The organism is Fictibacillus nanhaiensis (assembly GCF_049537595.1).
GTDB classification, from domain to species: Bacteria; Bacillota; Bacilli; order Bacillales; family Fictibacillaceae; genus Fictibacillus; species Fictibacillus nanhaiensis_F.
The window spans coordinates 127,733-140,259 of sequence record NZ_JBMULM010000001.1 but is presented as its reverse complement, the minus strand read 5'-3'; the positions used below and the strand labels follow the sequence as shown (position 1 = coordinate 140,259).

General features: G+C 40.9%; 13 protein-coding genes. 3 read left to right on the top strand and 10 right to left on the bottom strand.

Annotation, left to right across the window (positions count from 1 at the left end):
* The first annotated feature begins 158 nt into the window (after positions 1-158).
* A complete protein-coding gene (locus tag ACOZ9X_RS00590; protein WP_423416575.1) occupies positions 159-911 on the top strand; it encodes a C39 family peptidase in 753 nt (250 codons plus the stop codon).
* A gap of 30 nt (positions 912-941) precedes the next feature.
* On the opposite strand, the gene ACOZ9X_RS00585 is transcribed toward ACOZ9X_RS00590, so the two are convergent.
* The 7 genes from ACOZ9X_RS00585 to ACOZ9X_RS00555 form a co-directional block, all read right to left on the bottom strand.
* Positions 942-1,184 (bottom strand): DUF2584 family protein, encoded by a 243-nt coding sequence (locus ACOZ9X_RS00585; protein ID WP_416729668.1) that lies wholly within the window; start codon positions 1,182-1,184, stop codon positions 942-944.
* 40 nt (positions 1,185-1,224) lie between these two features.
* Complete coding sequence (locus ACOZ9X_RS00580) at positions 1,225-1,716, bottom strand: VanZ family protein (RefSeq protein WP_423416574.1); 492 nt, start codon at positions 1,714-1,716, stop codon at positions 1,225-1,227.
* Between the two features lie 87 nt (positions 1,717-1,803).
* On the bottom strand, positions 1,804-2,601 hold the full coding sequence (locus ACOZ9X_RS00575; RefSeq protein ID WP_423416573.1) for an SGNH/GDSL hydrolase family protein: 798 nt from the start codon (positions 2,599-2,601) through the stop codon (positions 1,804-1,806).
* A gap of 120 nt (positions 2,602-2,721) precedes the next feature.
* Complete coding sequence (locus tag ACOZ9X_RS00570; protein WP_423416572.1) at positions 2,722-4,737, bottom strand: penicillin-binding transpeptidase domain-containing protein; 2,016 nt, start codon at positions 4,735-4,737, stop codon at positions 2,722-2,724.
* Between the two features lie 127 nt (positions 4,738-4,864).
* Positions 4,865-6,379 (bottom strand): argininosuccinate lyase, encoded by a 1,515-nt coding sequence (gene argH, locus ACOZ9X_RS00565; protein WP_423416571.1) that lies wholly within the window; start codon positions 6,377-6,379, stop codon positions 4,865-4,867.
* Positions 6,380-6,536: 157 nt separating this feature from the next.
* The gene (locus tag ACOZ9X_RS00560; protein WP_423416570.1) at positions 6,537-6,662 is read right to left on the bottom strand and encodes a hypothetical protein; all 126 of its coding nucleotides are present in this window, start codon (positions 6,660-6,662) and stop codon (positions 6,537-6,539) included.
* A gap of 102 nt (positions 6,663-6,764) precedes the next feature.
* Positions 6,765-7,289, bottom strand: coding sequence for a type 1 glutamine amidotransferase domain-containing protein (locus ACOZ9X_RS00555; RefSeq protein WP_423416569.1), 525 nt, complete (start codon positions 7,287-7,289; stop codon positions 6,765-6,767).
* Between the two features lie 131 nt (positions 7,290-7,420).
* On the opposite strand from ACOZ9X_RS00555, the gene ACOZ9X_RS00550 reads away from it, so the two are divergent.
* The gene (locus tag ACOZ9X_RS00550) at positions 7,421-7,648 is read left to right on the top strand and encodes a group-specific protein (protein ID WP_197195067.1); all 228 of its coding nucleotides are present in this window, start codon (positions 7,421-7,423) and stop codon (positions 7,646-7,648) included.
* 57 nt (positions 7,649-7,705) lie between these two features.
* On the opposite strand, the gene ACOZ9X_RS00545 is transcribed toward ACOZ9X_RS00550, so the two are convergent.
* On the bottom strand, positions 7,706-8,692 hold the full coding sequence (locus ACOZ9X_RS00545; RefSeq protein ID WP_423416568.1) for a DUF4179 domain-containing protein: 987 nt from the start codon (positions 8,690-8,692) through the stop codon (positions 7,706-7,708).
* 11 nt (positions 8,693-8,703) lie between these two features.
* Entirely contained in the window at positions 8,704-9,243 is a 540-nt protein-coding gene (locus ACOZ9X_RS00540) for a sigma-70 family RNA polymerase sigma factor (protein WP_423416567.1), read from the bottom strand.
* Between the two features lie 326 nt (positions 9,244-9,569).
* Between ACOZ9X_RS00540 and bglX the strand changes: the two genes are divergently transcribed.
* Positions 9,570-11,741 (top strand): beta-glucosidase BglX, encoded by a 2,172-nt coding sequence (gene bglX / locus ACOZ9X_RS00535; RefSeq protein WP_423416566.1) that lies wholly within the window; start codon positions 9,570-9,572, stop codon positions 11,739-11,741.
* A gap of 47 nt (positions 11,742-11,788) precedes the next feature.
* Here the strand turns inward: bglX and ACOZ9X_RS00530 are convergent, their stop codons facing one another.
* The gene (locus ACOZ9X_RS00530) at positions 11,789-12,235 is read right to left on the bottom strand and encodes a hypothetical protein (RefSeq protein ID WP_423416565.1); all 447 of its coding nucleotides are present in this window, start codon (positions 12,233-12,235) and stop codon (positions 11,789-11,791) included.
* Between the last annotated feature and the right edge of the window lie 292 nt (positions 12,236-12,527).

Sequence of the window (12,527 nt, the reverse complement as noted above, 5' to 3'; positions counted from 1 at the left end):
TATCTATCTAACTTTCTTCTTATATCGACAATATCCTTTTATTATGTAGAAGAAAATTTACTTCAAACTGCAAATAGTGACAAAACAACATGTAAGTAACGCTTAAGGGTATATTATTTTGGTAATATATAAATGTAGATTGATAAAAGGAGATTAATGTGAAAAAGATAATTTTTTTACTTTTATTATCGTTTGTTCTAGGTTGTTATTTAGGATATCAACAAAACAAAAAACAAAGTATAGTAAGAGAAATTCATGAAAATGAAAACTTAAAAAGTACCACAACAGAAGTTTATGAAAAAGATGGAGTAACCTTAATTCCTAATGTCCCTCTCATCCAACAAAAGCCCGAACTAGATCGAGGCTGCGAAGTAACTTCACTAGCAATGCTATTGCAACATGCAGGTGTAGACGTTGGTAAAATGGAACTCGCAGAAAAGATTCCAAAAGTGGACACGCCTTATAAGAATGAGAATGGAACCTATTATTATGGCAATCCAAACGACGGGTTTGTTGGGGATATCTATTCGTTTAATAAGATGGGGTATGGCGTATATCATGGCCCTGTGGCTGATCTTGCGGAGAGATACTTGCCAGGCAGAATTGAAAATTTAAGCGGAAGCAGCTTTGATGAAGTACTTGGAAAGATAAAGAACGGTCAGCCTGTATGGGTTATCATTAATGCAGATTTTCGCGCATTACCGAAAAGCGAATTACGAACATGGAATACACCGTCAGGACAAGTTGAAATTACGTGGAAAGAACATTCGGTGGTCATCACGGGATATAATCGTGAAAACGTTTATGTGAATGATCCGCTGAGTATGGAGAAAAACCGAAAATTGCCTCTTACAGAATTTAGAGCGGCATGGGAGCAGATGGGTGCTCAGGCGATTACATATAAAAACTAAAAGAAGGAACTCAATGTGAGTTCCTTCTCATTAATTTACGCCGTGTAAATCGATAAGTTCATAGAGAAGGTGTGTGGATTCTGCTTTCCACGTCACTTCTTTGATTACAGCTTTTCCAACCGGAGAGCTGTTTTCTTTTTTCTGAACCGGTACAGGATGATCTAAAATAAACAGCTTATAGCCTTCTAAAGAAATCTCAAACACATTACCTTCAACTCGTTTTTCTTTTCCAGTCGTCACTAGATTCGATTGCATCGTCATTGGCATTTGCATGTTATCACCTGCATTCTTTTTCTTTTATTGTAGCACTAAACTAAATTTTTTTTGTACGGATTTTTCTATAGATTATGGAAGCTAATAAGATACCTATCAACCCGCCTGTCGCATCTATCATTACGTCCTCTATATGTGGCGATCGATTAGGGGTAAAGCCTTGGTGAATCTCATCTGAGATGGCATATAAAATCGTCATGAACCAGGCGATCAACCACGTTGAACGGTTGTTTAACAAGTAATGTTTCAAGGCACGATACATTAAGAACCCTAATACAAAATAGGTGATAAAGTGGGCTGCCTTTCTTATAAAAAATTCAAGAAAATGAGCAGCTCCCAGTGCTTCAACACTAATTTCATCGCCAGCGTAATGCAATTCTACGGAGGAGAACAGCGTCTCAATGATAGTTAAATCTAAATTAGCTGAGAGTGTTGGTCGCAAATCTTGCTTTTCATATGGTTGAGAACTGGCATAAAAAATGATTCCCATCCACAGAAAGACGGGGAGCCAGTATAATAAAATCTTTTTCATGTTAAACCACCTGTTTGAATGATTACTTGAAATTACTATACCATATGAAAGGCTGCAAAAAAGACTCCGAATATACGGAGTCCTGTGTTATTGAAATGTTTTTATCATAAAGTCAGCCCAAAGCTTATGGCCCTTTTCATTCGGCAGTAATGTCGTGCTATCGTAGTAATCCTTTATTTCCTCCGAGTCTACACTCGGCCAACTGCTCCAATTATTGAGATAAGTAATATTTTCTTCTTTCGCAAATCTCTCTAATTCAAGCACTTGATCAGCATATTTGTCTGGCGAGCTGATTGGGTTTGAAGGCTGAATTAGAATAATTGCTTCAGGATTTGAAGTCTTTATTCCTTCAATCATATTGGACAGCACAAACAACGTATCGTCCATACTTATTCCATCGTTATCATTTAATAGTGGTGGTTCTATAATAATAACGTCTGAATTTCTATCTTGAATCTCATCATAGATTGAATCTTCTTGAAGTTCTAAACTTGTCATATCTCCTGTACTTGTCGTATGCAAGTTTACTTTTTCTTTATATGTATTTGTCATTTCAGTTGTAAATAGCTGTGCCCACGTTCCTTGATCGGAAGATGTATTCATTGAACCAACAAGGTGAAACTTAAGAGGTTCCCCTGCCTTTTTCTTTTCTTTGAATAGTTCAGCTATTCCCTCAGGTGCATCTGCAAAATGATTCTTTTTGGATGATTCCACTTCTTCTAATGAAACGTTTTTTGTAGCAGTCTTCTTTTCAGTGATCTCTAACTCTCTTTTTGCTGCATAAGCAGTTTCTTCTAGTTTGTTATTGTAATAAAAGTGTCCGCCAACTACACTAGCCACACATGCAATCATGACAAACACCATAAAAAAACGGCGTTTCTTCACCCGTCCCAACCCCTTATATAGTCTATCACTATAATATAGGGTAAAATTTTCTAATACAAGAAAATTGTTGAAAATTGTTGAAATAACAAAAAAATGCCTCCTAATTGGGAGGCATTTCTTTTATTTCACATTCTCTTCAAATACTTTTTTTACTTTTGGAACTAAGTAATGGCTTCCGCCTCTTCCTTTTACATCTTCTATCATCATTGATACTAAGAGAGATGGATTGTTTTGATCATAGGCAACAAACCAACCAAGTTCCATACCGTTCTTGTCTTCTTTACTCGCTTTAAGTTCTGCAGTTCCTGTTTTGCCTGCCAGTGGCAGCTTGGCCATATAAGCATCATGCGCAGTGCCGTTAGGGCTAGCGACTACTTTTGTTAAGTCCTCACGGATGATAGCTGCTGTTTGTGGTGAGATCACATTTTCTTTCCAAATCTGTTTTGATTGAGCATTGTCTGATTCAAGCTTTGGCGAGATTAAGTTTCCATCGTTTAAGAAAGGTGTATAGGAAATCCCTAAGTGAAGTGCACTCATCTGAATCTTTCCTTGTCCATATCCACTGTCTGCTAGTTGAACTTCTGACATGCCATCCTCACCAATGGAAGATGCACGAAACGGGAACGAGATGGGCAAATCTTCTCCAAAACCAAATTTTTTCAATCCGTTAACAAACTGATCCTGACCTAAATTTAATGCAGCTTGCGCAAAGTAAATATTATCTGAGTAGATTAATGCTTTCTCCAGATCCACACTCGGAACGGCACTTACTCGAGTTACTGTGTATTTTCCCCATGACTTATCTTTTTGCCACGACTTTCCGTTCACGTTCATAACATCATTTGGGTTAAGCGTTTTGTTTTCCATTCCAATTGCAGCTGTTAATGGCTTCAGTGACGAACCAGGTGCATACGTATATTTAAAACGATTCATCTTTGGATTTTTAGGATCGTCTGCCCACTTTTTTTCTAAGGCATTAGATATGCCAAGGGTGTACTCATTAGGGTTATATGAGGGACTGTTTACAAGCGCTAATACTTCCCCTGTCTTCGGATGAATAGCGGAAGATGTACCCACGTCACCTTTTAGTTGTGCATAAATTGAACCTTGTACACCACTATCAATCGTCGTCTTCACATCTTTCCCGTTTACAACTTCTTTCTCCGCCAATACAGCTTTTTCTTCTTTATCTGCTGTTAGTATCTTTATTACCCCGCCTGCTGTACCGCGCAGTTGTTCTTCATAAACTTGTTCTAGACCTGCTTTTCCAACAGAATCTTGGGAAGTGTATCCCTTTCCTTTTAGATTCTCAAGTTCCTCTGCATTTATAGGACCAAGATAACCTGTTAAATGTGCCGCTGCTTCTTTTAGAGGATAGATCCGTGCTTCTACTTTTGGTGATTGAACGCCATCTAACGCAACAGCATCACGAATCTTCGGATTATCCGTCGCCATCTTTTTAATAGGAACACTGTATTCAGGCTTGACCCATGGCTGATCTAGCTTGGCTTGGATCTCTTCTGGTGATACACCTAATATTTTCGCTAGAGGAACAATGGTTTTACTTTGATCTTCAGGAAGTGATTGCGGTACGATCGACACTTCATATGTTGTTCCGTTGATAGCTAGAGGGTTGCCTTCGCGATCTAAGATGGCTCCTCGTTTTGGAGAGATGGAAGATGCTGAAATCTTGTCTCCTTCCTCCATTTCAGGAAAGATGTGCGTAGGATTCCATTCAATTCTCCAAGACTCTGAATCTTCTTTTTCTTCGAGATTTAATTTTAATGTATTCTTGTAGTCTACAGGACCTGCTAGTGTATTCATTTTTACAGAATACGTTGATTCAGCTTCGTTATCTTGATCCTTTTCCTGTTTTACTTTAGAAGAGGCTTTAACTGCTAAATCCGTAGCTTCAATACCTCCGTAAATATCTTTATAACGCTTCACGAAATCTTTCTCTGATATCTGTTTCTTTGACTTGGAATCTAGCATGTTATACATAGCCTTAAAGTCTTGCTTCTGCCAATGACTCACATATTTTTTTACCGTAGATTCAGGTTTAGGCGGTTCTGAACATGCAGATAGTAATACAACACAAAGAAAACCTAATAACATGATTTTATAAAAATTCTTCAAAACAGATCTCCCTTCATGACAACTTATTTATATCATTATAACAAAACTCTTCCCATTAATTGTATGATACATGCATGATAATAAAAACACCTCATGAGCGTTATGTGCCCAGAGGTATTAATGGTGTTTATATTTTTTTGGAAGTCAACTTATGAACTTCCTCTCTCAATCTTTTTTGAGCAGTCTTGAGGTTATCGTTTGCAACCTTTAGCTCCTCTTTACATGAGTAAACTATATTCTCCCTCTCTACTGCCATCCTCCTCACCTCATCTGGATTTGGCCCGCCTTGAATGCTACGCCTTTTTACGAATTGGATGGGGCAGATGATGTGTTCCCACTCTTTTTGGGTGAGAGTCAGGTTTTGGTGATGAGTCATCAAAATTTGTTGAACCGTTTGATGTGGCATTTCGTGGAGTTCTTGATTTTCAGATGCACACTTTTTGGCAATTGTGCTCGCCATCTTGTGAGCTGCTCGAAACGGCACTCTCTTTTCTTTTGCTAAAAAGTCCGCAAGCTCTGTAATCGTGATACAAGATGTCTTTGCACGAGTGAGTGCTAGATTTTTGTTCACTTCCATCGTTCGGATGACCGCATGCATGAGGTGCATCACCCGGTTTGCTTTTTTATAACTTCTATATAAGTGCGGCTGAAGATCATCTTCCGTATCCACGATATCGCCAAATGGGGTGTTGTGAATCATGTGGATTGCAGCGAGTGCTTCTCCTGCTGATGAACTGGCGAGTGCCCGAGAGTGTTCGATAGAAACCGGATTTCGTTTTTGCGGCATGATGGAGCTGATCTGCACGTATGGATCTGCCACTTTTATAACGTCGTGTTCACGCGTAACAAGCTGAAGAAAATCTTGAATCCAACGCCCGCTGTTCGTCATCAACGTTAACAAGGCAGTCGCGGTTTCTATCAGATAATCGGCACCAGCAACAGCGTCGTATGAGTTCTCGATTAGTTTTGAGAAACCGAGCAGTTCACAAACTCTATTGCGGTCGATTGAAAAACTCGTTGTAGAGAGTGCTGCCGCTCCCATTGGTGAACAGTTCACAATTTCGTATGCTGATTGAAGACGTTTGATATCACGTATTAGAATGTCTAGCACAGCTGTTAGATAGTGGCCGAGCGTTGTCGGCTGTGCGGGTTGGGTGTGGGTATAGGCGGTCATGATGGTTTCGGCGTGTTCGTCGATTTTTTCTAGAAGTGCTGTTGCGAGTAAAAGCGCGCTTTCTGTGAGTGTGAGAATGTGTTCTCGGAGCACGAGACGGTACATGGCGATTCCCATGTCGTTTCGGCTGCGCGCCATATGCATACTGCCCGCAAGATCGGGTCCGATTTCTTCACTCATTTTGTGTTCGATCATGAAGAATAAGTCTTCGAATTGTGGATCGTAGGTTAGTGTTTGTGGGTCGATCTTGGCTATGCTTTCTACTCCTTGGAGTATTTTTACGGCATCACTTTTATCTAAGATTCGTTGCTCAGATAGCATCACAACATGTGCGCGGTGAATATTAAACATATGTTTAAAAAGATAGTCTCTTTGGTCGTTGAAAACGGGTCGAAGTAGATGTTCTACGTATGTTTTGCCAGGGAACGTTGAGCCTTCTTGTTTTATAAAATCGTCTCTGGATGTCATGTATTCTCACTCCAATGCTGAAGGAACTTGTGTTAGTAGTGTATAGAGATGAGTGGATCTTGGGAACTCGGTTATGTCATGTTATTGGGGTTATCTTGGTGAAGTGATGGGAAAATTTGGTCGTCTATTGCGCTGGGTTCTTTGGATGAATAGTTGATCAAGGATTATTTTTTACGGTACGTGTTTTTATATTTGTTACACGTTCGCCGATAAATACCTCGTTTCCACCTGTAAAGACCGAGTTTTCACCGGTAAATGAAGCATGAGCATCTCTAACTCCCAAACGTTCACCTAAAAATCCTTAATAACCACCCGAACATGCTGACTTTCACACAAAAAAACACCCGATTCGCAAACAATCGGATGCCTCACTTAATAACTAACTCTACTTTTTCTCTAAAACCGCAACAAACTCACGCATATAATCCGGCAGATCTGGTGGACGGCGGCTTGATACGAGGTGACCGTCAACAACGACAGGTTCATCGATCCATGTTGCGCCTGCGTTCTCCATGTCATCCTTGATTCCAGGTGTGCTCGTTACTTTTTTACCGTTTAAAACCTTCGCAGACACGAGAACCCAGCCTGCATGACAGATCTGGCCGATCGGCTTTTTGTTATTCTCCATATGCTGAACCATTTCTATCACTTCTGGAAAACGGCGCAGCTTGTCCGGTGCCCAACCACCAGGAACTAAAATTGCATCGTAATCTCCAGCATTCACATCACCAAACGCATAATCAGCGTCAGCCGGAACACCGTATTTTCCGATATACGTCTCTCCTGCTTTCTCTCCTACCAGTTCCACAATCGCCCCTTCCTCACGCAATCGTAAGATCGGATACCACAATTCTAAATCCTCAAAATCATGATGCACGAGACTGAGCACTTTTTTACCTTTTAAACGCATGTTTAACACCTCCACTATTTTTATATCCTTAATAGCGTAACATGAATCCTAGCTGAGACACTATTCTTCCACTTCAACAGACATGTATGTTACGATTTTTTCAATAGAAGATAGAGGGAGACTGATTATAGATGGGCAAATGCACGATCGACCACACGTTAGAAGATGTGAAGCAGAAGCTAGCCGAACAATCCGCCTTTATGCCGCGTGAACTGGTGATGGAGGTTGGCGATTCTTTATCTGATGATAGTGATCAGACATACTTAAATGAAGTGTTTCATCTTTTGAAAAAGTATGATCTTGCGGATGAAAGTGAAAGAGAGAAACGAAACGGTAAATTGAGTGATTTAGTGAAATAGGAGTTATGACAGCAAAAAAACACTTGGGATCGTCGCCAAGTGTTTTTGCTTTGCAGGTTAGTTTATAGGAACAGAAAGCTCTGGAATACGCCCCGGCTTTTCTGCATGAGGATTTTCTGAGTGCTCAAATGGAACTACATAATATTTCTCTGATTCCATATCGATCGCACTAAATCGGTTATAAGATTCTTCCGGTGTAACAGAAACCGTATCTGGCAAGATTTCCGTTGCAGATTCACTTACAATCTTAAACGCGATGTGATTCTCTTCGCCTGGCCAATCATAATACAACACGGTTGAAATGGGTGTGACGATCATTTTTTCTAGTTTTATAGAGCGTCCGTTCTCGAGTTTTATCTTTTGATCAAGCGTGATCGTTTTGCTCGCCGCTGCTAACTTTTCGGTTGGAACTTCAATATCAAACACCCACGGCTGATTCATCTTCATCTCTAGATCTAAGCGATCGTACTCGATATGAAACTGGACCTTCTCCCCGATTGGGATCTCTTTTAACTGAACTTCGTTGTAAACCGTAAACATGGAATCGTTCAATTCGATCGATTGCCCGCCTGTACTTGACGTTAAGTCTTTACCATTCATCTTTACTTTAGGCATAGGGTGCATCTTATGATGAAAGTCGATGCCATCTGCTGGTTCATAGGTCGAGCTTATGAGTAAACGTCCTCCATCGATCATCACTTCGTTCAACGTCAACTTACCCTTCTCATTTTCAGCTGTTTGTCCGATCGCTGTTTTATAGGAAGAAAAATCAAGATTCTCGTTTTGATTCAAATATTTTTCAATGGTTTCTCCTACAAATGGCATATTTGCTATAGAGACGATTCCAGTACTCAGTGATATTCCTGTTGCTATGAGCATGGCAGCTGCTAAACCCATATACTTCTTTACCTGCGATGGCTTATGTTTTCTTACTTTCTTTAGTACTCGCTTTTCCCATTTCTTTTTTTCAAAATGAGAAAGATCTTGTTCTTCATATTGTTTCAAATCTATATCCATTTCGTTTAATTCGCGATAGATCGTCATATCTTCACTCCTCATGCTTCGTTATTGTGAAACAAAAAGCTTTTTAGTTTTTTACGTCCTCTAGATAGCTTGTTGTACACCCAAGACTCTCTCTCGTTATATTCAGCAGCGATCTCACTTGATGAGTTTCCTTCTAAATAGTACTTTTTAAAAATTCTCCGTTCACTGGCAGGTAACTGCTGAAGCAACTCATCAACGAGGCTCTCTTCTTGTGGCTTTTGCGTCGGTAGGATGGAATCATGAAATTCCGCTACTGAGAATTGCTGTTTTTGAAGAGAAAGCTGTTTCCTCTGATAATCAATGGCTTTATATTTCGCAACAGCGGCAATCCATTGTTTGAACGTGTTTTTTGTAGGATCAAAGGAATAAATATTGTCCCATACCGATAGCAACACATCGTCTAAGCATTCCTCATAATCTTGTTGCTGATTATTCACATGACGCTTGATAATCGCTGTGAGTAAACCACCGTACTGTTGGATCATAAAAGAAATTGCATTTTCATTCTTATTTATTAGTTGTTGTACAACATTGTTTTCTGTGACTTTCAATCGTACACCCCTCCTGCTGTTTATTGGTACCTACTATGTAATACGAAGTGAATGCTGGAAATCTATCACTTGTAAAAAAATTATCTATTATTTGTTAAGGAAGAAATCTTTTAGAAGTAACACTACGCTAAAAATCATACCTTTATTTCTTAAGAAGTTGACTATAAAAGTTCAATGAATAAATAACGACTCAAATCTAGTGAATCGTTTCGATTTTTCATTGACTCTCAAAATGAAAGCGCTTATAATTTTTATTATCAGGTTTATCGAAACGTTTCGATTACGTCAGACCATACACATTAAACGATATCCAGGAGGTTTTCTTTATGCTTAAGCAAAACGTGCAACATATCATTCAAGACATGACATTGGAAGAAAAGATCAGCCAATTGGTTCAGCTTGCTACTCCTTTCTTTAAAGGTTCATCTGATCAAGGCTTCATCACGGGTCCTATGCAGGAGATGGGGATCACGGATGACGTGATTCGCAATACGGGATCTGTTCTTGGTGGATCAGGAGCTCGTGAAACGCGCAACATTCAAGACGCACATTTAAAAGAAAACCGTCATGGCATTCCTTTATTGATGATGGCTGATATCGTACATGGCTTTAAGACGATTTTCCCTGTCCCTCTCGCGATTGGTTGTTCATGGGATATGGACCTTGCTGAAAAAAGTGCAGAGATCGCAGCAAAAGAAGCTTCTGTTTCAGGTGTTCACGTAACGTTCGCGCCGATGGTCGACCTCGTTCGTGATCCGCGCTGGGGGCGTGTTATGGAATCCACGGGTGAAGATGGTTTCCTGAACAGCGAGTTTGCTCGTGCGTTCGTTCGTGGTTTCCAAGGGACAGATCTGACGAACGACAAAGATCGTGTAGCAGCTTGTGTGAAGCACTTTGCGGCATATGGTGCTCCTGAAGGCGGACGCGATTACAATACGGTGAACATGTCTGAACGTCAGCTTCGCGAGTCTTACCTGCCTGCGTATAAAGCAGCGCTTGATGAGGGCTGTGAGATGGTGATGACGGCGTTCAACACAGTGGACGGTATTCCGGCAACGGCAAACAAAAAGCTGATGCGCGACCTTCTTCGTGACGAGTGGGGCTTCGACGGTGTAATCATCTCGGACTGGGGTGCTGTAAAAGAGCAGCTTCCGCACGGTGTCGCTGAAGACGAAGCAGAAGCAGCATATAAAGCGCTGACAGCTGGTGTTGACATCGAAATGATGACAACGTGCTACGTCGACCATGTGAAAAAGCTTGTGGAAAGTGGCAAGTTATCGGAATCTCTCGTTGATGAATCGGTAGAACGTATTCTGACATTGAAACAGAAGCTCGGACTTTTTGAAGATCCTTACCGTGGTGCTGATGAGAAGCGTGCGGAAGAAGTGATTTTGTGTGAAGAGCACCGTGATGTAGCTCGTGAACTTGCTGCGAAATCATGTGTTCTTCTAAAAAATGAAGGTGGCGTTCTTCCCCTTCAACCAACGCAAAAAATTGCACTCATCGGTCCGTTCGCTACAAATGGCGATCTGATGGGCCCATGGTCTTGGCAAGGTGCTTATGATGACGTGGTAAAAGTAGATACCGGTCTATTAAACAAGTTGGCTGATCCTTCTCTTTTAACCATTGCGGACGGTTGTGAGGTTGAGTCTGTAACGATTGAGCAGTTGGAAAAAGCAGTTCGTGTTGCGAGTGATGCAGATGTGATCGTGCTCGCACTTGGAGAAGCTTCATTCATGAGCGGTGAAGCGGGATGCCGTGCTGACATTCGTCTGCCCGAGCCTCAGCTTCAACTGATTCAGGAAATGAAAAAGTTAGGTAAGCCGATCGTGACGGTACTCTTTAACGGTCGTCCGCTCGATCTGCATGGTGTAGCAGATCAAGTTGATGCAGTATTAGAAGCTTGGTATCCGGGTACTGAAGCAGGTGCTGCGATTGCTGATCTTTTATTCGGAGACGTGAATCCATCTGGTCGTTTATCGATGTCGTTCCCGTATTCCGTTGGTCAGGTTCCTGTGTATTACAATCACTTCAACACAGGTCGTCCGCAGCCGACTCCAGAAAATAAAGAGCGCTACCTGTCTCATTACCTGGACATTCCGAACGAGCCTTTATTCCCGTTTGGTTTCGGGTTGAGCTATACAGAGTTCACGTATGACGATGTGAAGTTGTCGAGTGATGTGCTGACAGAGGATGAGTCGATTACGGCTTCTGTAACCGTTACGAATACAGGCGATGTTGCCGGTGAAGAGCTTGTTCAGCTGTATATCCGCGATATTGCGGGTGATGTTGTTCGTCCGGTGAAAGAGTTAAAAGGTTATAAGAAGATTGTTCTTGAGCCAGGAGCATCTGAGAAAGTAACATTCGAGATCACAGAAGAAATGCTTCGCTATCACCACGAGAACCTCGAGTTCAAGAGTGATGCTGGTAAGTTTACGATGTTTATCGGGAAAAACAGCCATGATGTGGTGAGTGTTCCGTTTAGGTTGGTTAAGTAAATTTGTTAAGAGGACGCCTTTTGAGGTGATCCTCTTTTTTTTGCGTTTTACAGTTGAAAGAACCCAATAACCACGATCCAAAAAAACATCCAACCAAAGAAAACATAGTTCGCAGCTCTTTTAAACGTTCTCCCTTCATAAGGAAGGAGCCATTTTACTTGAAAGTATGGAATGACTGAAATAGCGGGGAGAAATAGAGGGAAAAAGAATGCTCCTATTAAAGCAACGTTTCCCAAAGCCTCTATGGTCATGTTCCGGTCTGCCCCACCTGCGAGAAGAAGGATGAACCACGAAAGATATACAAACCAGATGGATTTTAAAAAAAGTTTTACTTCTAATTTCGATTCAAAACGAACTATACCTAATAATAGTAAACAGCCGATCACATAAGTCCACCAAGTATCTATTTGAAAATAACTTGTAAGGATAATAGCTAAACCAATAATAGCAAGGCTATTGCGCCTTAACTTGCTGTTATGCTTAAGTACTTTCATTCTTGCCACCCCTCTATAGGTAATTTATACCAATAGGTGAGGCTGGAGTAAATATATTTCTTCGTTTTACGGTACGTGTTTTTATATTTTTTACGCGTTCGCCGGTAAATGGGTTGTGACCACCTGTGATTTCGTTTTTCCACCGGTAAATGCTACCCGACCACCTGAAACAACCATATCAGCACCGCTAAATGCACGCTCACCACCGATAAACACCTCAAAGCAAGCTCAGACTATCGCCAAAATGCTCCACGCACCCCTTCACAAGAACAAAAAACCTTGAGAGCTTCCA

Bases quoted from the DNA above. Each gene is read 5' to 3' on its own strand.
- ACOZ9X_RS00550 (WP_197195067.1), top strand. From the start codon at position 7,421: ATGGGCAAATGCACGATCGACCACACGTTAGAAGATGTGAAGCAGAAG.
- ACOZ9X_RS00530 (WP_423416565.1), bottom strand. From the start codon at position 12,235: ATGAAAGTACTTAAGCATAACAGCAAGTTAAGGCGCAATAGCCTTGCT.
- ACOZ9X_RS00545 (WP_423416568.1), bottom strand. From the start codon at position 8,692: ATGACGATCTATCGCGAATTAAACGAAATGGATATAGATTTGAAACAA.
- ACOZ9X_RS00555 (WP_423416569.1), bottom strand. From the start codon at position 7,289: ATGCGTTTAAAAGGTAAAAAAGTGCTCAGTCTCGTGCATCATGATTTT.
- ACOZ9X_RS00585 (WP_416729668.1), bottom strand. From the start codon at position 1,184: ATGCAAATGCCAATGACGATGCAATCGAATCTAGTGACGACTGGAAAA.
- ACOZ9X_RS00580 (WP_423416574.1), bottom strand. From the start codon at position 1,716: ATGAAAAAGATTTTATTATACTGGCTCCCCGTCTTTCTGTGGATGGGA.
- argH (WP_423416571.1), bottom strand. From the start codon at position 6,379: ATGACATCCAGAGACGATTTTATAAAACAAGAAGGCTCAACGTTCCCT.
- bglX (WP_423416566.1), top strand. From the start codon at position 9,570: ATGCTTAAGCAAAACGTGCAACATATCATTCAAGACATGACATTGGAA.